This window comes from Cupriavidus sp. YR651, assembly GCF_900101625.1.
GTDB lineage: Bacteria > Pseudomonadota > Gammaproteobacteria > Burkholderiales > Burkholderiaceae > Cupriavidus.
Map to the genome: position 1 here is coordinate 33945 of NZ_FMYZ01000018.1, position 24957 is coordinate 58901.

General features: G+C 63.7%; 21 protein-coding genes. 6 read left to right on the forward strand and 15 right to left on the reverse strand.

The features are described from left to right. The 10 genes from BLR29_RS28745 to BLR29_RS28790 form a co-directional block, all read right to left on the reverse strand. Positions 1 to 1125 (reverse strand): VIT1/CCC1 transporter family protein, encoded by a 1125-nt coding sequence (locus tag BLR29_RS28745; RefSeq protein ID WP_092142485.1) that lies wholly within the window; start codon positions 1123 to 1125, stop codon positions 1 to 3. Positions 1126 to 1175: 50 nt separating this feature from the next. After that, positions 1176 to 2441: a TolC family protein gene (locus BLR29_RS28750; RefSeq protein WP_092142488.1), complete on the reverse strand. Its 1266-nt coding sequence runs from the start codon at positions 2439 to 2441 to the stop codon at positions 1176 to 1178. Next, entirely contained in the window at positions 2438 to 5551 is a 3114-nt protein-coding gene (locus BLR29_RS28755) for an efflux RND transporter permease subunit (protein ID WP_092142491.1), read from the reverse strand. The genes BLR29_RS28750 and BLR29_RS28755 overlap by 4 nt, the downstream gene beginning before the upstream one ends. Continuing rightward, the gene (locus tag BLR29_RS28760) at positions 5551 to 6627 is read right to left on the reverse strand and encodes an efflux RND transporter periplasmic adaptor subunit (protein ID WP_092142494.1); all 1077 of its coding nucleotides are present in this window, start codon (positions 6625 to 6627) and stop codon (positions 5551 to 5553) included. The genes BLR29_RS28755 and BLR29_RS28760 overlap by 1 nt, the downstream gene beginning before the upstream one ends. A gap of 84 nt (positions 6628 to 6711) precedes the next feature. Then, positions 6712 to 7146 carry a hypothetical protein gene (locus BLR29_RS28765; protein ID WP_255371490.1) on the reverse strand — a complete coding sequence of 145 codons (435 nt, stop codon included), beginning with the start codon at positions 7144 to 7146 and terminating at the stop codon, positions 6712 to 6714. A gap of 355 nt (positions 7147 to 7501) precedes the next feature. Further along, positions 7502 to 8341: a universal stress protein gene (locus BLR29_RS28770; protein ID WP_092142500.1), complete on the reverse strand. Its 840-nt coding sequence runs from the start codon at positions 8339 to 8341 to the stop codon at positions 7502 to 7504. 306 nt (positions 8342 to 8647) lie between these two features. Next, entirely contained in the window at positions 8648 to 8926 is a 279-nt protein-coding gene (locus tag BLR29_RS28775; protein ID WP_092142503.1) for a DUF1488 family protein, read from the reverse strand. A gap of 37 nt (positions 8927 to 8963) precedes the next feature. Next, positions 8964 to 9416, reverse strand: a complete 453-nt coding sequence (locus BLR29_RS28780) for a universal stress protein (RefSeq protein ID WP_092142506.1) — start codon at positions 9414 to 9416, stop codon at positions 8964 to 8966. 585 nt (positions 9417 to 10001) lie between these two features. Next, positions 10002 to 10388, reverse strand: coding sequence for a carboxypeptidase-like regulatory domain-containing protein (locus tag BLR29_RS28785; protein WP_255371491.1), 387 nt, complete (start codon positions 10386 to 10388; stop codon positions 10002 to 10004). A 146-nt stretch (positions 10389 to 10534) separates the two neighbouring features. Beyond that, complete coding sequence (locus BLR29_RS28790) at positions 10535 to 11002, reverse strand: universal stress protein (protein WP_092142512.1); 468 nt, start codon at positions 11000 to 11002, stop codon at positions 10535 to 10537. A gap of 226 nt (positions 11003 to 11228) precedes the next feature. On the opposite strand from BLR29_RS28790, the gene BLR29_RS28795 reads away from it, so the two are divergent. Both BLR29_RS28795 and mgtA read left to right on the forward strand, forming a co-directional pair. Further along, the gene (locus BLR29_RS28795; protein ID WP_092142515.1) at positions 11229 to 11693 is read left to right on the forward strand and encodes a universal stress protein; all 465 of its coding nucleotides are present in this window, start codon (positions 11229 to 11231) and stop codon (positions 11691 to 11693) included. A gap of 3 nt (positions 11694 to 11696) precedes the next feature. After that, positions 11697 to 14414, forward strand: coding sequence for a magnesium-translocating P-type ATPase (mgtA, locus tag BLR29_RS28800; protein WP_092142518.1), 2718 nt, complete (start codon positions 11697 to 11699; stop codon positions 14412 to 14414). A gap of 16 nt (positions 14415 to 14430) precedes the next feature. Here mgtA and BLR29_RS28805 read toward each other — a convergent pair whose 3' ends face one another. Together BLR29_RS28805 and BLR29_RS28810 are read right to left on the reverse strand one after the other, a co-directional pair. Next, complete coding sequence (locus tag BLR29_RS28805) at positions 14431 to 15942, reverse strand: thymidine phosphorylase family protein (RefSeq protein ID WP_255371492.1); 1512 nt, start codon at positions 15940 to 15942, stop codon at positions 14431 to 14433. Between the two features lie 77 nt (positions 15943 to 16019). Beyond that, positions 16020 to 16808 (reverse strand): helix-turn-helix domain-containing protein, encoded by a 789-nt coding sequence (locus BLR29_RS28810; protein ID WP_092142524.1) that lies wholly within the window; start codon positions 16806 to 16808, stop codon positions 16020 to 16022. Between the two features lie 369 nt (positions 16809 to 17177). On the opposite strand from BLR29_RS28810, the gene BLR29_RS32605 reads away from it, so the two are divergent. The 4 genes from BLR29_RS32605 to BLR29_RS28825 all read left to right on the forward strand — a co-directional run bounded on the left by BLR29_RS32605 (position 17178) and on the right by BLR29_RS28825 (position 21709). Beyond that, on the forward strand, positions 17178 to 17339 hold the full coding sequence (locus BLR29_RS32605) for a hypothetical protein (RefSeq protein ID WP_176861089.1): 162 nt from the start codon (positions 17178 to 17180) through the stop codon (positions 17337 to 17339). Positions 17340 to 17446: 107 nt separating this feature from the next. Further along, positions 17447 to 18100, forward strand: coding sequence for a BON domain-containing protein (locus BLR29_RS28815; RefSeq protein ID WP_092142527.1), 654 nt, complete (start codon positions 17447 to 17449; stop codon positions 18098 to 18100). A 40-nt stretch (positions 18101 to 18140) separates the two neighbouring features. Continuing rightward, a complete protein-coding gene (locus tag BLR29_RS28820; RefSeq protein WP_092142530.1) occupies positions 18141 to 20843 on the forward strand; it encodes a bifunctional acetate--CoA ligase family protein/GNAT family N-acetyltransferase in 2703 nt (900 codons plus the stop codon). A 479-nt stretch (positions 20844 to 21322) separates the two neighbouring features. Next, complete coding sequence (locus BLR29_RS28825) at positions 21323 to 21709, forward strand: hypothetical protein (RefSeq protein WP_092142532.1); 387 nt, start codon at positions 21323 to 21325, stop codon at positions 21707 to 21709. Positions 21710 to 22431: 722 nt separating this feature from the next. On the opposite strand, the gene BLR29_RS28835 is transcribed toward BLR29_RS28825, so the two are convergent. The 3 genes from BLR29_RS28835 to BLR29_RS32610 all read right to left on the reverse strand — a co-directional run bounded on the left by BLR29_RS28835 (position 22432) and on the right by BLR29_RS32610 (position 24919). Beyond that, on the reverse strand, positions 22432 to 23079 hold the full coding sequence (locus BLR29_RS28835; RefSeq protein ID WP_092142538.1) for a response regulator: 648 nt from the start codon (positions 23077 to 23079) through the stop codon (positions 22432 to 22434). Beyond that, positions 23076 to 24305 (reverse strand): PAS domain-containing sensor histidine kinase, encoded by a 1230-nt coding sequence (locus tag BLR29_RS28840; RefSeq protein ID WP_369804732.1) that lies wholly within the window; start codon positions 24303 to 24305, stop codon positions 23076 to 23078. The genes BLR29_RS28835 and BLR29_RS28840 overlap by 4 nt, the downstream gene beginning before the upstream one ends. 455 nt (positions 24306 to 24760) lie before the next feature. After that, positions 24761 to 24919, reverse strand: a complete 159-nt coding sequence (locus BLR29_RS32610) for a hypothetical protein (RefSeq protein WP_176861086.1) — start codon at positions 24917 to 24919, stop codon at positions 24761 to 24763. Positions 24920 to 24957 lie beyond the last annotated feature (38 nt).

A 24957-nucleotide genomic window follows, 5' to 3' on the forward strand; every position in this document is an offset into this window, starting at 1 on the left:
TTATGAGACTGATACACCTAATACGTGTCCAATGCCGAACGTGAATGCCGCTGCCGCCAGGCCAATGATGACCTGACGAATTGCGGAAAAGCCTGCGCTTTTACCGTTGAAGAGCGATGTGAAAACGCCAATCGCCGCCAGAGCCAGGACGCTCAACACAATACACTGCACGATGGCCGTAAGCCCTGACGTCCACAGGTACGGCATGGCAGGGAAAATGGCTCCAGTCGCAAACAGAAAAAAGGATACAGCGGCGGCAGACCACGGATTGCCACCGAGCTCTGCTGGATCGAGCCCAAGCTCCTCTCGCGTCAACGCGTCCAGTGCCTTGTCCCTGTCACGCATAAGTTGCGATGCGACGCGCTTCGCCTCATCTCCATCCAGACCTTTAGCACGATAGATGAGAGCTAGCTCGTGTTCTTCCGCGTCAGGACTATGTTCAAGCTCGTCGGCTTCCCTTGCGATTTGCGTTTGTGCAAGTTCGCGCGCGTTCATCACTGACAGCCATTCTCCTAGTGCCATCGAACAGGCTCCGGAAATCAGCCCCGCCAATGCGGTTAGCAGAATTGCCTTGTTGCCCGTTCCGGCACCGGCGACACCCATAATCAGACAAAAATTCGATACCAGTCCGTCATTGGCACCGAGCACGGCCGCGCGAAGATCGTTTCCGGATGACACGCCTCTATGCCAAGACTCGCTTTCGGCAATCTCGGTGCCCCTGGTTGCTTCTGGCTTCCCAGCATTCGCCAAGGACTGTATTACACCGGCATGGTGGTGTTCGTCTTTGGACATTTCTGCGGTATCCGGGTTGCCGGCGTACTTGTTCCTGTCTGCAAACTCCACAGCTGCAAGCGTAGGTAGCACGAATCTAGTACCGAAGACACGAACTAGACTCCTCATCAAAAGGGTTTTGATGCTCTGCCTATCTGATACACGCTGTTCGTTTGCCCTCAGTTTGTCGGCCCAGACCTTTGCATGGGCTCGTTCCGATGCGGCCAACTCCCAGAACACCTGCTTACGGCTGACGTCATTTTCTATGTGGGCAAGCGTCTCATAGAGCGCTGCGCTATGACGCTCGTCAGCCAGATGCGCACGATACCTCTTGATTTCCTGTCTGGATGCCATGATGTTAGTTCGTTCCGTTAACGTCCCCGTGCCGCGCCCGGGAGACCAAGTCACTCGTCGAAGTCCCACATGCGGTGCAGGTCGAGCTTGAGCCGGCTGTCCGCCTCCAGTACGTCCACCGCCGCGAGGCGCTCGGCCAGCAACGCATCAGCCAGGCCGCGACGCACGGGGATGAGTTCGACCAGGCCTGTCTCGCCCGCGCGGTACGCGCGCGTGGCACGATCCGCCGTGGTCTGCTGCAAGGCCGCGGCATCCGCCTGCGCTTGCGCAGCGGCCCGCCTTCCCTCCAAATTGCGGTACAGCACGTCGAATTCCGCACCCAGGCGGCGTTCTATACCAAGCCTGCGGCGGGCCGCCGCGTCGGCATCGGCGGCCGCCGCCGCCGCCGCGGAGCGGCGATGCGCCGACCCAAGGGGCATCGCCACGCTGACGCCCAGAATGCGTTCCGCGCCTCCGCGCTCGACCGTCACGAACATGCCGACGGTAGGGTCCGGCCGGCGCTCCAGATCGACGCGCTTTGCCTGGTGCTGCGATTGCACCTCCTCGGCCATCGCCAGCTTGTACTCGTGGCTGTCCTGAACGTACTGGGCGCGCAGTTGCTCCAGCGGCCCCTGAGGTAGAGGGGGCAACGGCGGCAGCCAGGCTTCGGCCGCGAGCCCGGGCCGGCCTAGCCCCGGAAACCGGGCCTGCAATTCAGCCAGTGCGGCCTGCTCCGTGCCCGTGGCCATGGCCAGTGCGGCCTGCAAGCGCGCGTGATCGGACGCGGCCAGCTCGCCGTCCAGGCGCGAGGCGTCGCCCACCTGAACCCGACGCGCGGTCAGGGCTGACAGTTCCGCCGCCGCGCGGGCATTGTTCTGTGCGGCCACTCGGGCCTGGCCCGCTCGCACGGTGGCAAACCAGAGGGCCAGGATCTGGCGCGATACCTCATGGCGCGCGTCCTTCACCGTCAACTGGCCCACCTCGGCGGCGGCATCGGCCAAGCGCCCGTCTGCACCGGCCTTGCCCCAAAGCCTTAGCGGTCGCTCCACGGTGATTTGGCCTTCGGCATAGCGATCGGAGGGATCTCGGACCTGGCGGCCCTGGCCGGTCGCGCGTATCACGGTTTCCGCCGTGCCCGCGCGGATGCCGTCGGCACGCGCCAGCGTGGCGTCGCGCCGGGACTCGGCGGTCATCACGTCAGGCGAGCGGGAAACCGCCTCTCGAACCTCGGCTTCGCCCGGCAGGTAGCCCGCAGCGCTCTGGGACTGTGCCATCGCGCTCGAGACACCCATTCCGCAAGCCATGGCCAGCGTGCATCGAAACATATCGAATCTCATTGTGATTCTCCTTGCCCTGCGGCTGCACGGGGCCGTGCCATTCCGAAGCGTTCAAACAAGAGTGGCAGCAACAGCAACGTGAGCGCAGTCGAAGAGAGCAGGCCACCGGAGACGACTATCGCCAGCGGACGCTGGATCTCCGACCCCGGGCCGGAGGCCAGCAGCAACGGAATCATCCCGAATGCCGTGATGCAGGCTGTCATGAGGACAGGCCGCAGCCGGTCGTGCACACCAGTACGCACCGTCTCGGCCATACCGAGGCCAGACTCCAGCAGCGCGTTGAAGTGCGAGACGAGTACCACGCCATTGAGCACGGCGATGCCGAGCAGGGCGATGAAGCCGACCGAGGCCGGCACCGACAGGTAATCCCCCGACAATCGCAACGCGGCGATACCACCCACCATCGCAAACGGGATGTTGGCAATCACCAGCGTCGCCTGGCGCACCGAGCGAAAGGTCAGCATCAGCAGCAGGAAAATCGCCCCCAGCGCCAGGGGAACCACCATCGCCAGGCGCGCCGCCGCGCGTTGCTGGTTTTCGAACTGGCCGCCCCAGACGATGCGCAGCCCCTTGGGCAGTGTGCCGAGGCTGGCCACCGCCGCCTGCGCTTCCTTGACGAAGCCCGCCACATCGCGGCCTTCGACGTTGACCTGGACCACCGCGAAACGGGCGCCGTCTTCGTGATTGATCCGCACCGGCCCGTCCACTCGCTCGATGCGCGCCAGCGATGTCAGTGGCCAGGCCTTGCCGTCCGGTGCGGTCATCAGCAGGCCGGCAAAGGACTCCGGCGCCTGCCGCAAGGCCGCGCCACCGCGCAGGATAAGCGGCGTGCGGACAGTGCCTTCTGGTACCACACCGATGCGGTCGCCTTCCACAAGGGCGCGCAACTGCGCCTGCAGGGCATCGCCGGAGAAGCCCGCTTGGCCGGCCGCCGCGCGGTCGAGCGAGACCTTCAAGTACTGGACCCCGCTGTTGCTTGGCGCGATCACCTCGACCGCACCGTAGATCTCCCGAATCCTTGCCGCGATGGCCTGCGCTGCCTCTTCGCTGGCGGCAAGGTCATTGCTGAAGATCTTGAGGGCGACGTCGCCACGCGTGCCGGTCAACATCTCCGAGACGCGCATCTCGATTGGTTGCGTAAAGCTGTAGATCACTCCCGGGAAGCGCTCCATCACGCGCCGGATCGCGGCGGCGATGTCTTCCTTGCCGCCGCGCCACTGTTTCTTTGGTTTGAGCACCAGGAACGTATCCGTTTCATTCAGGCCCATCGGGTCCAGGCCTAGATCGTCCGAACCGGCCCGCGCTACGATCGAGCGGATCTCCGGCACCTCCTTCAGCAGCGCTTGCTGCACGCGCAGGTCCAGGTCGATCGACGTTGCCAGCGAAACCGATGGTGCCTTCTGCAACTGCACGATCAGATCGCCCTCGTCCATGGTCGGCATGAAGGTCTTGCCCACCGATGCATACAGCACCACGGCGATCGCCAGCGCTACGCCCGCGCCGCCGAACACAATGCGGCGATGCGCCACGCTCCAGTTCTGTAACCGGACAAGCCCGTGCGTCACCTTGCGCATCAGCCAGGGCGGCTCCACCGCATGCACGAGCAGTAGCAGCGAGGCCAGCGCCGGCACCACTGTGAAGGCGATTACCACGGAAGACGCCAGCGCCAGCACGATGGTCAGCGCCACCGGCGAGAACAGCTTGCCCTCCAGGCCCTGAAGCGACAACAACGGCAGGAACACAATAGCAATGATGGAGACACCGGCAATCATCGGTCCGGCCACGGTCGTCACTGCGTGGCGGATCACCGCGCCCCGTAGCGCCGGATCGGTCTGGTGTGTCTTGGCTCGGGCAAGTGCGGTTTCGATGTTCTCGACCACCACCACGGCTGCATCCACCAGCATGCCCAGCGCAATCGCGAGGCCGCCCAGGCTCATCAGGTTGGCGGTCAGGCCGACATAGCGCATCAGTAGGAAAGTCGTCAGCATCGACAGTGGCAGCGTGACCGCAACCACCAACGCGGCTCGCACGCCGCCCAGGAATATATACAGCGTCGCCACCACCAGCAGGCTGGCTTCGATCAGCGCGTGCACCACGGTGTTGGTGGCGCGCGTCACAAGTTCACCGCGGTTGTAGAAGACATGAGTCGATATGCCCTGTGGCAATTGCGGCCCCAGCGTGGCGAGCCGCGCCTGCACCGCCTCCACCAGCTTGCGCGCGTCAGTGCCGCGCAGACCGAGCACCAGCCCCTCGACCGCCTCGCTCTGCCCGTCCTTGCTGACCGCGCCGTTGCGGGTGGCCTCGCCCAGTCGCACGGTGGCAACGTCGCCGATCGTAATGGCGGCGGCGTATGGTGCGCCCTGCCCCGGCACGACGACAATCGCGCCCAGGTCGTCGAGCCCGCGTATGCCACCTTCCACGCGCACGACCCAGTGCTCGTCGCCGCGATCAAGCCGCCCGGCGCCGTCGTTGCGATTGTTGGTATCCAGGGCCTGACGCAGCTGATCCAGCGTCACTCCGCGAGCCCGCAGGCGGGCCGGGTCGGGAATCACTTCGTAGCTGCGCAACTCGCCGCCCAGGACGTTGACGTCGGCAACGCCGGGCACGGTACGCAGCGCGGGCCGGATGATCCAGTCGAGCACGCGCCGCCGCTCGGCCAGCGAGTAGCGATCGCCCTCGACGGTGAACATGAACATTTCGCCCAGCGGCGTCGTGATCGGCGCCAGGCCGCCCACGGCGGTCGATGGTAGGTCGCGCGCGAGACCCGCTAGGCGCTCGGATACCTGCTGGCGTGCCCAGTAGGCATCGACGCCTTCCTCGAAATCCACGGTCACGTCGCTGATGCCGTACTTGGATACCGAACGCACGATGGTCTTGTGTGGGATACCGAGCAATTCCTGCTCGATGGGTGTCGAAACACGCTGCTCAACTTCCTCCGGGGTCATGCCCGGCACCTTGAGCACCACTTTGACCTGGGTAGGGGAAATATCTGGAAATGCGTCAATGGGCAGGTTCAGGTAAGCCCATATGCCTGCAGCCGCCACCGCGCACGCGGCAATCAGCACCAGCGCCCGCTGGCGCAAGGAAAATTCGATCACGTGGGACAGCATCATTGCTCTCCCGCCAGCATGCCCTTGAGCGCGCCAATGCCGGCTACCGCCACGCGCGTGCCAGCCGGCAGATTGCCGCGCACGACAGCGCTTGCCTCGTCCGTGCTGTCCACAGTAACGGTCTGGAAACGAAAACCCTTGTCGGTTGCCACGAATAATCCGGGCGTGCCCTGCACGTAGGCCAGCGCGGCAGCTGGAACGCGTACGCGGAATGCCCCCGCGCCGTTAGATCGGCGCAGTGTCAACGTGACGCCGACGCTCTCGCCGGCGCGCAGGTCGCCGCGCTTCACAAGCGATGCGCGCACACGGACACCGGCGGTGCCGTCGCCGGAGGGCGCGACGCCGATGACCGTTCCCGATGCTCCGCGCTGTGGCACGTTCACGCGCTCGCCGGGAGACGGCACCGGCACGTCCCGACCGACCAGCAGGTCCAGTTCCAGCGCGACGGGATTGACGATCCTAAACAGCAGCGATGCACTGTCGACACGCATGCCCGGAACCGCACTGACCTCCGACACGATGCCGCCACGGCTGGCAATCATCTGCGCTTCACCACCGGGGCCGGCGAAGGTGATGCCTGCCGAGGCCAGTTCCGCGCGGCGTGCGCGGGCCATGGCGGTGGCCTCTGCCGCACGGGCCTGCGTCGCCTGCCAGCGGCTGGCGGCGATGATGCCATCGTCGTAGAGCGATTTGTCGCGTGCCAGCGATTGCTGCGCGAGGTGCGATTGCGAGTTGGCTTCGGTGAGCGCACGGCTGGCTTCATAGAGCTGCGGGCTGGCGAAGGTTGCCAGTGCTTGGCCGGGGCGCACCGTCTGCCCGACCGAGACCAGCACGCGCTGGACCATGCCCGCATACGGTGCCGCTACGACATATTGTGCGTCGGGTGTGAAGACAACGCGCGCGTGCGTGCCCACCTCCAGGTCCGTGGAGGCGGCAATGGGGCTGACGCGCACACCCAGTGCGCGTGCCTGCTCGGCTGACAGCGACAGCGCAGCCAGCTCGGTAGCGGACAGTTCAAAAGGAAGGGCGGCCGATGCGAGCCATGCACCGGCCATCAGGAATCGTTTAAGAGACATGGCTGTTCCAATCCACAAGAAGGGACGCCGCACGTCCATATCGGACGCGCGCGGGGACACCGGCGGTCATGGCCGGTTGCGGGATCAGAAGAACAGCGGAGGCGCTTGTGAGGGGGGCGGCCGGTTGATGCGGTCGCGCCATTGGATCGGCCGGGGCGGCAAGCGGTACGCGCGGCGCGATGCCGACGCACAACAGGCCATGGCCGCGAGCAACATGAGGGTCAGCGCAGAGACGCCAACGGCCGCCACCGCCAAAAGAAGCGAGGACAGATTAAGGGGTTCGATCGCGGGTTCGACGCCGACCGCGAACGGCTCAGAGCTCGTCAAGCCTACGCCATGATGGCCCGCATCTTGATGCCCGTGGGACAAGGATTCGTGGTCGACAAATCCGAAATCAGAATGAGAATTAACCACGCCTGAGAGGGCGGTGTGCACGTGCAGGCCGGTTTGTTTCGGTGTACCGAAATGGCCGTGCAGGAGCGGGATCAGCAGCTGCGCCAACACGATAATGAGCAGCATTACCCGTAGCGAATTGCTTGGGGTTGCACGTGACATGTGGCGATTGTAATGGCTTTCTTTCGTATTGGGAGCTTGCACGACTATTGAGCCTTCCGTTCGATCACACTCTGACTGTCCGCCAAGCTGTTCGACGGATTGCGGATCAGCTGCGGGCCTTCTGGCAGCGGGTCGAGCAATTCGGCCTCCGCCGCATTCCTGTGGCCGACTCGAACTTCACCGCGGATTGCGCGACCATTCACTACGGCGAACACGCACCAGGATTCCCTGTTGCACCGGAAAATCGAACTGACCGGGATCTTGAGCACATTGTCCGCTCGCTACAAGACTGATCTCCCACCGATTCTCCTTTTGGGCATCAATGAGACATGAGCACCGGCACGGTCATCGACCTGAGCAGCGTACGGGTGACGCCACCCAGCACCAGTTCCCGCGTCCGGCTGTGGCCATAGGCTCCCATGACAATCAGGTCGGCATTGCGGTTGGCGGCTTCAGAAAGGAGCATCTCGCCGGTCTCGTTGCCGTTTCCCGCAGGGCATGTACGCAGGTGCGCTGTCACGCCGTGGCTACCCAACCAGTCAGCGGCATATTGCGGCGGCGAGCCGGACGGCTCGCTCAACGCGTCCGGTTGCGGGCAGGAGACGACGTCGATATTGTTTGCGCGCTGCAGCAGCGGTAACGCATCCCGGATGGCCCGGGCGGACTCACTGGTACCGTTCCACGCCACCATGACATTCTTTCCGACGCTTGGGAACCAGCCCGCATAAGGCACCACGAGCACTGGCCTCCCGCACTGCAACACTACGGATTCAATGAACTGCCGCTCCGCGTATGCAGCGTCATCGGTCGGATCATGCTGTCCGAGTATGACTAGGTCTGATCGGTGGGCCTCAGTCAGAACGGTTGCAGCAGTAGCCCAACTCGGCGCCCTGAATTCTGTGTTGATGGCCAATTTGTCGGTGGCCCCCACAAATTCGAGGCGTGCCCGCTCGCCTACCTGGTGCTGCCACTCAGTGTAAGAGGCGAGATACCGGTCGCCGTCCACCAGATAGCGCATGGCGGTCGGGTCCGGCTTGCCTACCACGAGCAAACCGATCAGCTTAGCGTTGAACTCCAGCGCGAGGTGGACGGCAAGGTGCAGCCGCTGGTACACACGGCGGCTGGCATCGAGGTGAACAAGGACGGTAGCGTAATGCATCAGTATCTCCGTTAAGCAGTATCGGCGACGCACGCTATGAGATTGAATGCTGGTGCCTGCCATGCGTGGGAGGTGCTGCGGCCCGCGCCGGGCAATCCTGATGCCAGGGCAATTAGCACCGATGCGGTCGTGCGCAGCTTGGGCGGGTCAGTAGGTCTGGCACGGAGGTACACCTTTCCCAGATCGGAACCAGAATGCGGGCTGGCAGCACTGCAAGCGCCTAATCATTGCGCCATCCCCCTGCGCTGAAGGCAGTGGTACACATTGGTGGCTTGGCGACCCAAGGCCGCCTGTGCCGGTCATACCTCACACCGCGAAGCGAAAATGTCCGCTGTGCAGGACGATATGATATGCCCCCGTCATTTCGAATAAGGCCCCAGCTACCCGTTCAATATCCTGGCGATTGCTCAAGAATGCGGGAAGCAGATCTTCATTCCGATAGGACCGTGCACCGAAATGATCTTCAAGGGCCTCAGCAGTGATTTCATAGGTCGCTGGTGAGCCATTAACGGTCGCCCTGCACCACAGGCTTGGACTGGCGGGACAATAGTCCGGCGCGTCATTGGAAAAGTCGATCTGATTCATGGCAATCTGGCATCAAGCCCTCCCGTCTGTCGCCGGCCTATGTTTCTTCAGCACGGACCAGCAGAACCGGGGCGACGGCCTGCGCGATCACGCCCCGCGCGACGCTACCCATGACAAGCCGCCTTACACCTCGGCGGCCATGCGTTCCCATCACGATTAGGTCGGCTCCCCAGCCATTTGCTTCGGCCGCGATGGTGGCGGCAATGTCGCCGTCCACCATGGGCCTACCCAGCAGCCGGGTCGCATGGCGAATGTGCCACGCCTCCAGCCTGCTGGCCGCACCAGAAAGTACGCGCTCGCCTGCGGTCGTGAGGTCTTCGACCAGCCTCATCGGATCGAGGCCAGTAACGTCCAAGAACGGACTGCGGTCGTCGACCACATGGACCAATTCCACCTCCGCATCGGCTGCCCGCGCGATAACCATGGCCTGTTCAAGGGCCAGTTCAGATGATGCACCGCCGTCCATGGCGACAAGGATGCGCTGGTACATGCGTAGTTCTCCGGCTGACAGAGCCGTCAGGGCGGCTCAAGTGTGGACTGGTTGGGTCCAGCGTAGGTCAACCGGCCGCTCTGCGGTTGATACGTGTCAAGGGTGCTTCGGTGCTGTCGCTAGGGTCGCTACGATCCGGCGAGCCGTAGCTAATTGACACCAGGAGGCTGCTGCCATGATCCGAGCCACAATTTTCAACTACTCTCGCACTAGCACCGACGCCAAGTCGCCGAAGCTGTTGCCGCGCTCAGGATGAGCCACTGGCTGAGGGCGCTGCCTGCGCGCGTCTCCGCGATTTTCGTGATGGCGGCGCGCGGTGACTTTCTGGCGGAGGCCGAGATTGTTGGCCTCAGCGCATGCCGTGCGTCCGGCCTGGTTGTGCCCCAACGAGACCTGTGGGAAAGTTCCGCTTGCGCCGTCGGGGGCGTGACTGTCTCTTTCCTCTCTTTTCTCTCTTTTCCATCTTTGTCGGCTACACGACCCTCGCGGTGTCGCATAACGGGCGTTATACAACGCCGTGCACCCGCCATGACTTGACCGTCGAGCTGGCGCTATCCCTTTATTCCTTCTGTGCTCAGTCGCAACTCAGCGACGCTGGCATTCGGCGGCTTGGCATAGCAGCCAGTCGTCCTCAAGCGTATTGACAGGGAGCTGAAACGTATAGTCGAGCGGCCGTTCGCCGACGACAATGTCGCGCATCTGATCCCGCCCCTGGTAGCCCACGGCGAGGCTATAAGCGCCCGGCTGGAGAAGAATGTAGAAAAGTGGTCCGGTTGCGATCGCGCTCAACAGGCGGCGGCCATCCGGGGCCGCCACGACAACCGTGGCACCCCCAAGCGGCGCACCGCTGCCGGCATTAAACATCGACAACCGGACGTTGAAGCGCGCAGCGATATCCAGCATGCGAAGCCTGCCAGCTTCGTCGTTTCCACCCGATACATAGGGGGTGCCATGCTGCTCGATGACTTGCACGGGGACATCTGCCTCCGATGGGGCGGCGCGCGTGGCGCACCCCACCACCGTCAGCGCCGCCGCTAGCGTGGACAGTCCAACACAGACGCTTCTCGCGAGTTGCATTTTCGTCACTCCTGATGATTGATTGCGATGTGATTTGACCCTCAGGAAGGGTCGGCCGCGCATGATGGATCGCGAACCAACAGTACAGGCCGAACGGTCTTGCTGACGACACGCTCCGAAACCGACCCCAGCACCATGTGCCGCACAGCGCGGTGGCCGTGCGTACCCATCACGATGACATCCGCGCTCCAGTGGTCCGCTTCCGCTACGATCGCCTCGGCAATCCGCGCTGGCATGCCGGGCGCCTCGACCAGACGGCTACTCCAGCGCACGCCGGCGGCGCTCAAGCATGCCCCGGCGCCGGCCAGCACTCGCTTGCCGTACGCAATGACGTCGGCCATCAGCCGGGGCCGGTCACTAAGAGGGATTTCAAACAAAAGGCCGCTGTCGTCCGCGACGAACATCGCGCAGACCTCGGCGTTGGTAGCCTGCGCCATGGACACCGCCTGTTGCAGAGCCTGCCAGGATGAGGGACTGCCGTCGATGCCCAGAAGAATGCGTCGGTACATGGCAACCTCGGGGTGGATATGGTCATCTCCAAGTTAGGAGTTGCCGGAGGCCCGCAGGTTGATGCCTATCAATCAACGCCTAAGTCTTCCAGGCCGGCCGATGGTCCTCCGCTCTGACCTGCATCAACCTTCCCTCCCTGTGCCGGTCTAGGCTTGAAGCCATGACTACACGCCCGCTTATGTCTCTTCACACCCGTTCACGGCGTTCACGAAAGGGGGCAATACTATGTATCAAACCATCCTCGTCGCCGTCGACGGCAGCGACTGCGGCGATCTCGCACTGGCCGAGGCCATTAGACTCGCCGCCGTGTGCAAGGCTAAGCTGGAAATCGTCCACGTCGTTGACAACAGCTACCTCAAGTACGACATGGGCTACGGCAACCTGGGCGACCTGCGCTCCGACCTGATCAAGGCCGGACGCAAGCTGCTCGCTCAGGCCCAAGCCCAGGCCCGTGCTGCTCGGGTCGCTTGCCATACAGAGTTGGTGGATGAAATCCTTGCGCTTGGCGACATCGCCATGGCGATCAACGACGCCGTTCAGCGCGTCCATGCCGACCTGGTCGTTGTGGGCACCCACGGCCGGCGCGGGGTGCGGCGCTTGGTGATGGGCAGCGTAGCCCAAGGGCTGTTATGCGAGTCGAAGGTGCCGGTGCTGCTGGTGCGGGCACCCGGGGCAACGGCCTCACGGTAAGGCATGGCATCCGTCGCCGGTCGGGACAAAGCTCAAGGGCCGCACTTTCCCGCTAGGGAGACGCCGCCGGAACCTGGGTGCGGTACCGCGCTCACACCGGCCCGGCATACGGGGGTTCCCGCACTCCACGCGGCGTCCCTGCCGGCTGAACTGGAGTGGGTCGCCGCACATGAAACCGGCGAAGTCCTGGCCAAGCTTGCCGCGAGCGAGGCCGGTTTGACAGAGCGCGAGGCGGCCATACGACTGGGCGCATGCGGCCCCAACACGATTGCCGCCAACGACGCGCCGCACTGGCTCGCAAGCCTCGCCCGGCGACTCGCCAGCCCCGTCAACGCGATGCTGATGGTGCTGTCAGCGATCTCTATCCTCGTGCATGATAATAGTGCGGCTGTCCTGATAGGCGGGATGATCGTATTGAGCGTCTCGCTTGCAACCTGGCAGGAAACGCGTAGCGACCGCGCCGTAGCGGCACTACGCAGCATGGTGCACACCACCATCGCCGTGCGGCGCCGGGCGGCCACGGGCAGCACACCGGCGGCACAGGAGCGCCCGATCACTGAGCTGGTTCCTGGCGATATCATCCATCTGGCAGCCGGTGACCTGATACCCGCAGATGTCCGGCTGTTGACCTCCAAAGATCTGTTCGTGAACCAGGCGGCGCTGACCGGCGAATCCATGCCAGTCGAAAAATTTCCCGAGCGCTGCACCGCCGCGGCGCAAGCGGGCGACCTCGGCAATATTGCCCTAATGGGAACTGCCGTGGTCAGCGGGACGGCGATGGCGGTGGTCGTGCTGACCGGGGAGCGTGCGATCTTCGGACATATCGCGAAATCGATCGCCAGCCATGCGCAGCCGACCGATTTCGAAACCGGCCTGAGCCGCATCGCGCGCCTGATGCTGGCGCTCATCGCCGTGCTGGCACCATTGGTGTTCCTGATCAACTGGCTGACCAAGGGCGACTGGTTTGAAGCCGTCCTGTTCGCCATGGCAGTCGGCGTGGGCCTTGCCCCGGAAATGCTGCCAATGCTGGTCACTGTCAATCTCGCCAAGGGCGCACTGGCGATGTCCCGGCGCAAGGTCATCATTAAGCGACTGGCCGCGATCCAGAACCTTGGCGCCATGGACACGCTCTGCACGGACAAGACCGGGACTCTGACCCAGGACCTAGTCATTCTGAAACAGCACGTCGACCTAGCCGGTCATGACAGCGAGCGGGTACTGGAGTTTGCCTATCTCAACAGCTACTTTCAGTCCAGCCTGCATAACCTGCTTGATGTGGCTGTGCTGCAGCACGAGACATTGAGCGAGCGGCTGGGCATTGCGCAGGCTTACAAGCTAATCGACGAGATTCCGTATGATTTCACGCGGCGGCGCATGTCGGTCGTAGTGCAGGCGCCGCACGCCCGGCTGTTGATCTGCAAGGGCGCGGTGGAGGAGGTCTTCTCGGTCTCCACTGCGGCTGAATTGGACGGCCGGCGCGTGCCGCTGGACGCCGAACACTACCGTGACCTGACGGCCATCAGTGACCACCTCAATGACGATGGCTTCCGCGTCATCGCGATCGCATTCCGCGAACTCCCGGAGGCGCCGGCGACGCATCCATACGGCCTGGCCGACGAGAAAGGCCTGACCCCGCTCGGCTACATCGCCTTCCTCGATCCCCCCAAGGAAAGCGCTGCGCCGGCGCTGTCTGCCCTGGCCAACAGCGGCATCGAAGTCAAGATCTTGACTGGCGACAGTCCCCGCATTGCCAGCAAGATCTGCCAGATGGTCGGGCTTGCGCACAGCACTCCGGTTCTCGGCAGCGACCTCGACAAGCTCGATGGTCAAGGTGTGGCCGAAGCAACTCTGCGCAACCAGGTCTTCGCCAAACTCACGCCCGCGCACAAGGCAACCATCGTGAGCGCGCTGCGCGGGCAAGGCCGAGTCGTCGGCGTGCTGGGCGATGGCATCAACGACGGGCCGGCACTGCGCGCCGCCGACGTCGGCATCTCCGTGGACAGCGCCGCCGACATCGCCCGCGAATCGGCCGACGTGATCCTGCTCGAAAAGAACCTGCTGGTGCTGCACGACGGCGTCATGGAGGGGCGGCGGGTATTCGCCAACCTGCTCAAATATCTGCGCATGAGTGCCAGCTCCAACTTCGGCAATATCTTCAGCGTATTGGGCGCGAGCGCCTGGTTGCCATTCCTGCCAATGGCACCGCTGCAACTCCTAACCAACAACCTGCTCTACGATTTCTCGCAGACGGCACTGCCAACTGATAACGTCGACGACGAATCCTTGCGCCAGCCCCGACGCTGGGAGATTGGCAAGATGGGCGGATATATTCTGGCCATGGGGCCAGTCAGCTCAATTTTTGACTACCTGACTTTCGCGGCTCTGTTCTGGCTGTTTGGGGCCAATACCCCCGCGCTGACGACGCTGTTCCAGACCGGCTGGTTTATCGAGTCTTTGTTCTCGCAGACGCTCATTGTCCATGTCATCCGGACACGCCGCCTGCCTTTCCTGGAAAGCCGGCCGAGCCAGGCACTGCTGGCAACCTCCTTAGCGTTGTGTCTGGTCGGCGCGTGGCTTCCCTACTCACCACTGGCGCAGTCGCTGGGCATGCAGCCGCTACCGGCGAGCTTCTGGCCTTTGCTTGCCGTCATCCTGCTTGGCTACGCCTTCGCAGCATTCGCCGCCCGGCGCCTGTTAGCCAGATGGATACCGGTGGACTGAAGCGCGCGGCGCTGCTCTATTCGATCACGAAGGGGACGTGCACCAGCGCATAGCTGAACGCATATTCCAGCTCGCCGGAAGCCTGCGCATGTAACGTAAAAAGGGGCTCACCGGCCGCAACGGCATCGCCAACCCGGACATGCATTGCGAGCCCGGCCACTTGCCGGCGCGGCGCGCCGGCAAGCTTCGCCGCGCGCGCAATGTGGCGGTTGTCGATGGCCGTCACGATGCCGCCGCGTGTTGCCACCAAGTCTCGGCGGAATACCGCCTGCCCGGGCATGCGCAGCCCGCCTTGCGCTTCACAGATCGCTTGGAAGCGACTCCACGCAGCACCGGTGTCGAGCAGGCGTTCCGCTAGCAGCCGTCCCTGCCCTGCCGGGACGGCGCCGCAAAAATCCAGCAGTTCCCCGGCCAGCAACAGTGAACGATCCCGCAGGTCGGGCGGCGCAGTCGGGAGGCATTGCAAAACGGCCAGGACATCGAGCGCTTCCAAAGCAGGTCCCACCCCCTTTCCGACAGGCTGCGAGCCGTCAGTACGCAGTACCCGGATCTTCAGGCCGAAGGCGTCGGCGACCTTTCCCATGGCGAGCTGCAAGCGCTCGAGTTCACTGTCCGCGCGGATTTTCACCGTCTCGCCCACCGGCACATCGATCAGTACGTGGGTCGAGCCTGCCGCAATTTTCTTCGACAGGATCGATGCAACCAGCTGCGCATCGCTGTCGATGTCCAGGGCTCGCTCTACGCGAATCAGCACATCATCCGCGGGGCTAAGGCTCAGCCCCCCGCCCCAGACCAATGCTGCACCAACCTGTTCCACCACGCGCCGCAGTTCTGCTGCGTCCAGGGTGACGCGCGTCAGGGTCTCCATGGTATCGGCGGTACCAGCTGGCGAAGTAATCGCGCGTGACGACGTCTTGGGCACTATCAGGCCAGCAGCCGCGGCGATGGCCACCACGACCGGAGTGGTGCGATTGCCCGGCAACCCGCCAACGCAATGCTTATCGGCGACCACATCGCGGCCCCAAGCTAGCCGCTGCCCGGACCGGACCATGGCCCGGGTGAGGTCGATGGTCTCGCGCAGGCTCGTGCGGCCGTCAGCGCATGCTGTGAGAAAAGCGGCAATATGTACGTCAGCGTACCGCCCTGCGCCAATGTCGGCGACGATGGCGTCCAGCTGGTTGCTGTCGAGGTGACACCCATAGATTTTCGCACGAAGTGCCCGCACTGACTCGAGCGCGGGCGCGTGGGTCACGCGTACGATGTCCCCAGCGCGCGCCGCCAGCGAACGCGCGGCGCTCACCGAAAGGCTGGCTTCCCCCATGCTAAGCAGGGGCGCACCCACCAAGGTGAGCGTTGCAATCAGAGACCGGTCGCCAATCTGCACGCGCACGCGAGCCTGGGCCGAAAAACCTTCCGAACGGCATACCGGGCAATCGGGATGCATGTAGATGACATGCTCCTGCCAGGTATCAATCTCAAGCGGTCTGAAGACCAGTGCCCCGATTTCGCGTTGCGCTATGGCACCCACGGCATCCGTACTGCGCCCTGGAAGTTCCGGATCTGGTATTGGTTCGTTCACGTCGCGTGGTCCCGGCGAGGGCGCGACTATCGCGCATCGAGGGCATCCAGGTTTAGCAGTTCGATGGACTTGCCTTGCACGGTCAGTAGTCCTTCTTGCTGGAACCTGGACAAGGAACGGCTCACGGTTTCCAGGGTCACGCCAAGGAAACTGCCGATGTCCTCGCGGGTCATACGCAGGACAAAGGCCGTGGACGAATAGCCGCGCGCGCGGTAGCGAGCCGAGATGTTCAGCAGGAACGCGGCTACACGCTGCTCGGCGGACATGTTTCCCAACAGCATCATCTGCTGCGATTCCCTGACGATCTCGGCGCCGAACATCTTGAGCAGCTGGCGCTGCAGCGGCTTGATCTCTCGGCAAAGCGCTTCAAGCAGGTGGAACGGGAGCACGCAGACCACGCTGTCTTCCAGCGCAATGGCGTCACAACTATGGACTTCCTGAGAGACCCCGTCCATGCCGAGGGAGTCTCCCGCCATATAGAAGCCGGAGACGATTTCCCTGCCACGGGCCGTGGTTCCCACGGTCTTGAAAGAACCGCTGCGAACGGCGTAGAGACTGCGGAACGGGTCGCCCGCCCGGTACAGCCGTTCGCCCAGCCTGACCCTTCGCCAGCCTTGCACGACCGAGTCAAGTCGCACCATGTCGCTATCCTCCAGGCTAGCCGCCACGCAGATGTTGCGCATCAGGCAAGTCGCGCATCGGGCGCGCTCTGAAAACGCGTCCGGCGCGGACCTTGGATCCTGGCGCTTTTCGAAGGTAATGGTCTTCGCGATCGAGCCACGCTCGACGTCATCCGCTACATGCGAGTCAAACATGTTTGTCTCCGGCTTTGCTGGCCTGTACCAAGTCCCGACCTTCCTGCGCCTCGTCGACCGACTGTCCGTGTCTCCGCGTACGCGGCCTTGTGTTTGATGAAAGTATTGGTTGTCGTCGGCTTCCGCGCCTAGAAGGCGGCGCTGAAATGACTGTCAGGAATGCTGCAAGACTTGTAAGGTTTTCCTGACAGGCGGCGCTGTCTGCCGCCTGTCCCGTGACACAAGTGACGCGACCACTTCATTGCGCGCACCCAGTACGGTTTCGGGTAGCATCCCGTCGCATCTTTGATGCAAAGCAAACCTCAGCCGCCGCCGCTTGCCAAAGTAGAAAGCATCCGGTGCGCGCCGCGAAGCCAGCCAGGAGTTCATGTGAGCAACGCCAAGCGCTGTGCCCCGTTCCCGATCGAACCGCTCGGCGAGGTACTGCGGAGCATGCTGCGCAACTGGTGGATTGCGTCGAATACCTCGCTGATACGAAACGAGCAGGAACGTGAACGCTCGGGTAGCGTGCAGACACCGTTGTACACATAGGGTGCCGCTGAAGCGGTACGGTCGGCGCCACGTGTCTCAGCTGCTATCGGCCGAGTCAAAATCCCGACCATGACGCGGCGGGGCCAGGCGAACAGGAGGCAACTGACATGAAAGGCGATATTCAACTCAAGGAGCACGTGGTGGAGGAACTAGCCTGGGACCCCTCCGTCGACTCGGCCGAGCTTGGCGTGCAGGTCAAGGATGGCGTAGTGACGCTGACTGGCCATTTGAGCAGCCATGCCGCCAAGTATGCTGCTGAGGAGGCTGTCAGGCGTGTGCCGGGCGTGAAGGGCCTGGCTGTTGAGATCAACGTGCGCCTACCTAACGACGCGCAGCGCACGGACGCCGATATTGCTCGCGCCGCGAGCAATATCCTGGCGTGGACCTCGGTGCTGCCCGCGGACCGGATTCAGGTGATGGTCGAGAACGGCAGTGTCACGCTGACCGGCTCCGTTGACTGGCATTACCAGCGCCTAGCGGCCGAGCGGGTGGTGGCTGGCCTGTACGGCGTGGTCAGTGTCGCGAACGCGATCGTGGTGCAGCCCGCGATCATCCCTGCCGACATCAAGGAACTGATCGCCAGGGCGATCGAGCGCCAAGCGGCGGACGACGCAAGCCATGTGGCTGTCGATGTCAAGGACGGCGTAGTCACTCTCAGCGGAAGCGTGCGCACCTGGGCCGAGCGCGACGCCGCGTTTGAAGCCGCCTGGGCCGCGCCGGGGGTAAGGAACGTCTCGAACATTATCCAGGTGAATCTCTGACCTTCACGTGCGATGGCGGAATTTGCAACGAGAAACAGCCATGACAGTTCGTAACCTCGATGCATTGTTCCGCCCCCGCTCGGTTGCGCTGATCGGCGCGACGCTACGCCCGCATAGCGTCGGTGCAACTGTACTAGCGAACCTGTCCGCTGGCGCCTTCACCGGCGGGCTATACCTAGTCAATCCCAAGTACGCGACGCTGGCGGATCAGCCTTGCTACCCTAGCATCGGTGCCTTGCCGGCACCGCCGGAGCTAGCGGTGTTGTGCACGCCAGCGGCAACCGTCCCGGCGCTTATCGCCGAGCTTGGTGCCGCCGGCACGCGCGCGGCCATCGTGCTAACCTCCGGCTTCGAAGGGCCGGAAGACAGCGCCGAAGGCGCCCTGCGGCAGGCTATGCTGGACGCAGCGCGTCCTTACTTGCTGCGGATTCTGGGACCGAACTGCGTTGGGATGATCGCAACCGGGATCGGGCTCAATGCCAGCTTCGCTCCTGGCACGGCGCGCCAGGGTACGCTGGCATTCGCCACGCAGTCCGGCGCACTGGCTACCGCTGTACTGGATTGGTCGCGCTCGCGGCAGCTCGGCTTTTCCCATTTCATCTCGCTAGGCAACAGTGCCGATGTCGATGCGGCCGACGTACTGGACTACCTTGCCAGCGACTCCGGAACTCATGCCATCCTGCTCTATGTGGAGGCGATCCGCCACGGCGCCAAATTCATGTCCGCAGCACGCGCCGCTGCGCGCAACAAGCCGGTACTGATCGTCAAGGGCGGGCGATCGGTGCAAGCGGCGCGCGCTGCCGCGTCGCACACCGGTGCCATGGCAGGTGCGGACGACGTCTACGACGCCGCAATCAGGCGTGCCGGCATGCTGCGTGTGGACAGCACCGAAGCCCTGTTTGACGCGGTCGAAATGCTGGGCCGCATGCGAGGTCTGCGTGGGGACCGCCTCGCCATCCTGACCAATGGCGGTGGTGCAGGCGTGATGGCGACGGACGCGCTGGCCGACGCCGGCTGGACCCTGGCCCGGCTGTCAGACCAGACCCTCTCGCGCCTTGACGCCGTGCTGCCCGCCACCTGGCCGCGGGCGAATCCGGTCGACATCATCGGCGACGCCCCCGTCGACCGATACCTGCGGGCTCATAGCCTCCTGTGCGAGGCGCCCGAGACCGACGCCGTGCTGATGATCCATGCGCCGACTGCCATCGTCCCCGCTGCCGAGATCGCGGCCGCACTCGTCAGCGCGCCGTCTGGCGGCAAGCCGCTGCTTACTGCATGGCTCGGGGCCGATGCCGTGCAGCAGGCACGCCGCTTGTGTCAGCATGCCGGCGTGCCGACGTTCGATACGCCGGAGCAGGCAGTGCGCGGATTCCTGCAAGCATGTGAATACCGCAGGAACCAGCAGTTGCTAATGCGCACGCCGCACGCCGACGACCATCACGCGCCGGTCCACAAGGACCTAGTGCGCATCATCATCGACGATGCTTTGCGCGCTAGCAAGAAGTTGCTGACCGAGCCGGAAGCCAAAGCCGTGCTGGCCGCCTATGGCGTGCCTGTGGTCGAAACCCGCACCGTTGCCAGTATCGAAGAGGCCGTCGGACATGCAGCAAGGCTGGGATATCCGGTCGCGCTCAAGATCCTGTCCGGGGACATCACGCACAAGTCCGCGGTGGGCGGGGTTGCGCTGGACCTAGCCGATGCCGCTGCGGTGCGCAGCGCCGGCAGCGCCATGCTCGAACGGGTCTGGCAGCAGACTCCGGAGGCACGGGTGGAGGGTTTTACCGTCCAGCCAATGGTACGGCACGGCGACGGCTGCGAATTGATCGTCGGCGCCGCTGCCGACCCCGTGTTCGGCCCGGTCCTGTTGTTCGGCCATGGCGGCATCAATACCGAGCGAATCGGCGACCACGCGGTCGCGCTGCCGCCGCTTGACACTCTGCTCGCGCAGGATCTGGTATCGCGCACCCGGATCGGGCGCCTGCTGGACGGCTGGCATGGACAGCCCGGTGTCGACAGCGACGGCCTGCTTCGAGTCTTGGTACAAGTATCACGCCTGGTCTGCGATTTTGCCGAGATTGCAGAACTCGACATCAATCCGCTACTGGCAAGTGCAGCCGGTGTCGTCGCGCTCGATGCCCGCATCGCCATCAAGGCCACGGTGCCGGGTACGCGCCCTCGGCTGGCCATTCAGCCCTATCCCGAGGCGCTGGAGGAATGCGTGGAACGCAATGGAGGCACTGTGGTGCTGCGGCCAGTGCGCCCCGCTGATGAAGCGGCGTACCAAGCGTATTTCCGCCAGCTGACGCCTGAAGATATCCATGCGCGCTATTTCTGCACGTTTCGCGAGCCGGAACACAGCCAACTGGCCCGGCTCACCCAGATCGACTACGCTCGCGAGATGGCGTTCATCGCGACCACGAGCGATGCTTGCGGCCGAACTTCCATCCTCGGAGAAGTGCGGGCGGTTGCCGATCCGGACAATGACCAGGCGGAGTTCGGCATCGCCGTGCGCTCGGACTGTAAGGGACAAGGACTGGGCAGGCTCCTACTCGAAAAGATGATTCGCTATGCGCGCGCAAAGGGCATCGGTGCGCTCGTGGGCTGCACCATGCCTCACAACCAGCCCATGCTAACGCTGGCGCGCGACTGCGGCTTCAGCACCAGCGTCGCGGCGGGCGGGAACGGCGTCTGTCTGCAACTTGCGCTGGGCGAAGACGCTACCGTTGTTCGCGCCGATTATTGACGCTACACAATGGGCGCGGCTTGCGTGTGGCCTACTCTGGTAGCAAGCGAGCAGGCTGCTCGCTGCCTGCAAGCTGCACTTGTGGCAGACGGCGACGGCAGCTCTTCCTCCTTTAGTCAACCATATGAAGCTGACCCTCCTCCGTACGCCTGGCTGCCAGGCCCCGGTGCTGGCGATTCTTCTCTGCGCCGCCACCATCGCCACCGGCCCGGCACTGGCCCAGCCCGATCCACGCCGCCCGTGCCGCCGCCCCGCGAGACGGTCCACGGCGCGGACCTGCCCACCAATGTTGAGCGTGCTGACATCTGAGTACGGCTACGCAATGCTTCGTCCGCGCAGGAGCGCCAGACCATCACGCAGCGCACCCGCGACCTGATTGCGACGCGCGCCGGCGAGCGCGGCGTCATCCTGCGCCGGGATTTACCTGACCATCGGCGCATGAGGATGGGCGACCGCTTTGGCTGCCACCACGGGATGGATTGCAGCGCGCACGCAGTGGCAGCAACCGCGCCGGATGCCATGCCGGCACCGAGGAAGCAGATGGCGTGCGCTACCTGACAGGTGGTGTCGGGCAGGACGAGGCGGCTTATCTGCGCAAGGCCGGCGTCGGTTACAGCTTGCGACTCATCTTTACCGGTAGCGGTTGGCAGCACCTTGCCGGGGTCGGCGCGCATCTTTACGACAGTCACGGCAATCAACGCTTTGCGGCCGTGTCCGATGGCCCATTACTGTTCATCCAGCTGCCGCCAGACCGCTATCGCTTCGTCGCAAGCGCGGACGGCAAGGAACGTGAGCAGATGCTGGTGGTGCCCGCCAGGGTGGGCTGTCCCGCACGATGCGCTGGACGCCCGCTTCATAGCCATTAAGGGTCAGAAATGGCTGACGACGTACCCGCCAGGATGCCACGGAATGCTGACCGCTATCCACCTTCAATGATGCAGCTACCGCCGCCGACACGCCCGAAGGCGATCGAGATCGCCAACGCCTTGCTGGCTAGCTGCCACGATGAGGGCATGTCCATCCGCGTTACTATCGCCTGCGCACGCCGGTGGGCGCGCGGGCGCCCTCAAACAGTCTGCGTGCCAGCCTGTCGCCAACAGCACTCTCCGTACCTAGCCGGCAGAACCGTCTACACGAAGTTCGTGCCCAGGCGCCGCCGCGATGGCATCTGCCAGTACAAGCACGCGCAGTAGTAGCGATGTTCCACTGCCATCCGGGCGCACGCGCGCCGAGCGGCTCGGAGCGGACCAGCGCCCGATAGTCTCCCGGCGGCACGCGCAGGCGTAGCAGCGGCCCTTAGCTCAGTAGCACGCTCCTTTGCCTGGCGTCGAGCAGTATGACTCTGCGCCCCAGAGGCAGCAGACGTCCGCTTCGCTCATAACGTGCGCATGGACGCTTAAGCGGCGACCATCCTGATCGTGCTAGCCGAACAGCCTTGGCCTGCCGTTGCGCCGCTCTAGCCTCGAGGCAGTCGCCAGCTATTGCTTCGACAAGACGCTGGCGTTCGATGCGCTGCACCTGACCCGGCCGGGTTGACTGCGACTGCGCTGCAGGAGCCTGAAGCCGGCGGCAAAGGTGCGGCCGGTCACTACACGTCCGCGTCGTCGTCAAACAAGTGATTGCGCATGGCATAGCGTAACAGCATGGCCTCATTGGGCATTTGCATTTTCTCCATCAGGCGCATTTTGTAAGTGCTCACAGTCTTGGCGCTGACGCACAGTGCTGTTGCGATCACCGTGATGGGCTCTCCCAGTACCAGTCGCCGGTAGACTTCCAGTTCGCGGTCCGACAGCTTTAAATGCGGAAGGTTGTCGGTCTGATCCTTCAGTCCGCTGGCGAGCTTGGTGGCGATCAACTGGCTAACATAGGTGCCGCCCCGAGCTACCTGCCTGATGGCGGAGACCAGTTCCGTGGCCGCGCTTTCCTTGGTCAAGTAGCCCGCCGCGCCCGCCTGGAACGCACGAACGACGTACTGCTCTTCCGCATGCATGGTCAGGACCAGAATTTGCAAGGCCGGATGTTCCCCTCGTAGCAAACGGATCAGTTCCAGCCCGCTCCTGCCAGGCATGGAGAGGTCGAGCAGAAGCACCTGCGGCATGCACTCACGCACCATTTGCGGCACCTGTGTGCCGTCTGAGGCCTCGCCGACCACGTCCAACTCTGAGGCCCGTTCCAGGATATGCCGCAGGCCGTCCCGTACGACGGCATGGTCATCCGCGATCATCACCCTAGTCATGCCCGTTCTCCCTGTTCACGCGGAAAGCGCACGACCAGACGAAAGCCCTGGCCGGGCGAATTATGGATAGTGATGTCGCCGCCCAGCAGCCGTGCGCGCTCGCGAATCCCCAGCAGTCCCAGCGACTTGCGCTGGCCATCACGGGCTTGGCGATCCTCCGGGCCAGTACCGTTGTCATGGATCTCGAGTCGCAACCGGGTCCCTTCCCTCACAATCGAGACCATTGCCAGGCTGGCGTTGGCGTGCCTGACCACATTGCTGAGCGCCTCCTGGACGATGCGGAATGCGGCAACGGCGACCTTCTCCGGTACCTTGTCGTCCTCGGCATCGACCGTGACGGCTAGGCCGTATCGGTCCGAGAAATCATTGGCCAGCCATTCAATCGCCGGTACCATGCCCAGTTCGTCGAGCAACGCCGGGCGCAGATCACTGGCAATCCGCCGGACCGACGCCACCGTGTCGTCCAGCACCCTATGCATGGCCGCTATCTCCGACAAAAGGCTGCTTGTGTGCCGCCCCTCGAGTACGTCATCTCCCAGCATGGCGAGATCCATCTTCAGGGCGCTGAGGCGCTGACCGAGGTCATCGTGCAGTTCACGGGCGATGCGGCGCTTCTCATCTTCGCGTGCGGCCAGAATGCCGTCGGAAAGCTGCTCCAACTCTTCACGAGATCGGTGCAGCGCCTGCTCAGCCCGCATTCTCTCGGTAGTGTCACGCAGCATCACCGTATAGAGCTTGCCACCGGGGTCCGCAGTCTGGGATATTGACGCTTCGATCGGGAACTCGCTGCCGTCGCGGCGCAGTGCATGCAAGATGCGCTGCTTGCCCATCTGCCGCTCCGACACGCCGGTGACGCCGAAGCGGCGCACGTGCTCCTCATGGACGGCACGGAGGCGCTGCGGGATGAAGTCGCTAAGCTTGTGCCCGATTGCGTCGGCAGCGGTCCAACCGAACAGCGTCTCCGCCATCGGGTTGAACAACAGGACGCGCTGTTCGCTGTCCACCGTGATGATTGCCTCCATCGAGGACCGGATGATCCCAGCCAATCGCGCCTCACTCTCGGCGACCCGCTGGAGGTTGTCCGCGGCGATCCGCCTGAGCATGCGCATCCGAACCAAGTAGAGTCCAAGCAGCAGGCCGCCTCCGGCGCCGACAGCCGGCATAACCATTGGCGCCAGCGCCAATCCCCGGTAGCGCTCCAGAGCGGACTGCAGCAAGAATGCCACCGCAGCACAAAACAACACGCTCCCCAGGCCAACGGCGATGTCCGCAGTCCGCCGTGTAGGAAGTGGACTGGCTTGCCGGCTTGTGTGTGGATCGAGTGAAGATGACTTCACGAGCATCCTCTGCCTCTATCATTTTGTCCAATGGACTATAGAATTTGTGCGCGTAAAGGTAACCGCAACGGACATCGCATTGTGTTCGAAGCGGCACATGACCGGATTTTTGCACACTGGGGCGCGTCGCCATCTCGGAGGCGCGCGGTTCCGGCTGGATAGGCCCCTAGGTCACAGCTTGGATATTAGTGCAGCAAACGTCTCGAGTATGTCGGGAAACCAACGCCCGGTGAGCTCGTCGGCGTCTCCCTCGCCGACCAGCAGGACCGAGGCATTTGTTCGCGGGACGATAGTTCCGTGCCGGCCCGCTATCATCCCGCCGCTTGCTGCCTGGATGGCGGCTACTACTGTTTCGCCATCTCGTTGATGATCGACCCCGCCCATACCGGTGGTCGCAGGTCGCGCCAGGGACATGCCGCTTCCAATTGTGCGGCCAGCCGGAACAGCGTGTTCTCCCGCCCGAAGTTCTGCCTTAAGCGGTCGCTGCTGACCTGCTGCAGCACATCGAATCCGTTCTCGTGTAACAGCCCTCGCACTTGCC

Excerpts from the sequence above, each read along its gene's own strand:
- BLR29_RS28810 (WP_092142524.1), bottom strand. The coding sequence starts at position 16,808 with ATGTTTGACTCGCATGTAGCGGATGACGTCGAGCGTGGCTCGATCGCG.
- BLR29_RS28790 (WP_092142512.1), bottom strand. The coding sequence starts at position 11,002 with ATGTACCGACGCATTCTTCTGGGCATCGACGGCAGTCCCTCATCCTGG.
- BLR29_RS28780 (WP_092142506.1), bottom strand. The coding sequence starts at position 9,416 with ATGTACCAGCGCATCCTTGTCGCCATGGACGGCGGTGCATCATCTGAA.
- BLR29_RS28815 (WP_092142527.1), top strand. The coding sequence starts at position 17,447 with ATGAAAGGCGATATTCAACTCAAGGAGCACGTGGTGGAGGAACTAGCC.
- BLR29_RS28760 (WP_092142494.1), bottom strand. The coding sequence starts at position 6,627 with ATGTCTCTTAAACGATTCCTGATGGCCGGTGCATGGCTCGCATCGGCC.
- BLR29_RS28765 (WP_255371490.1), bottom strand. The coding sequence starts at position 7,146 with ATGCTGCTCATTATCGTGTTGGCGCAGCTGCTGATCCCGCTCCTGCAC.
- BLR29_RS28775 (WP_092142503.1), bottom strand. The coding sequence starts at position 8,926 with ATGAATCAGATCGACTTTTCCAATGACGCGCCGGACTATTGTCCCGCC.
- BLR29_RS28795 (WP_092142515.1), top strand. The coding sequence starts at position 11,229 with ATGTATCAAACCATCCTCGTCGCCGTCGACGGCAGCGACTGCGGCGAT.
- BLR29_RS28745 (WP_092142485.1), bottom strand. The coding sequence starts at position 1,125 with ATGGCATCCAGACAGGAAATCAAGAGGTATCGTGCGCATCTGGCTGAC.
- BLR29_RS28770 (WP_092142500.1), bottom strand. The coding sequence starts at position 8,341 with ATGCATTACGCTACCGTCCTTGTTCACCTCGATGCCAGCCGCCGTGTG.
- BLR29_RS28820 (WP_092142530.1), top strand. The coding sequence starts at position 18,141 with ATGACAGTTCGTAACCTCGATGCATTGTTCCGCCCCCGCTCGGTTGCG.
- mgtA (WP_092142518.1), top strand. The coding sequence starts at position 11,697 with ATGGCATCCGTCGCCGGTCGGGACAAAGCTCAAGGGCCGCACTTTCCC.
- BLR29_RS28755 (WP_092142491.1), bottom strand. The coding sequence starts at position 5,551 with ATGCTGTCCCACGTGATCGAATTTTCCTTGCGCCAGCGGGCGCTGGTG.
- BLR29_RS28750 (WP_092142488.1), bottom strand. The coding sequence starts at position 2,441 with ATGAGATTCGATATGTTTCGATGCACGCTGGCCATGGCTTGCGGAATG.
- BLR29_RS28835 (WP_092142538.1), bottom strand. The coding sequence starts at position 23,079 with ATGACTAGGGTGATGATCGCGGATGACCATGCCGTCGTACGGGACGGC.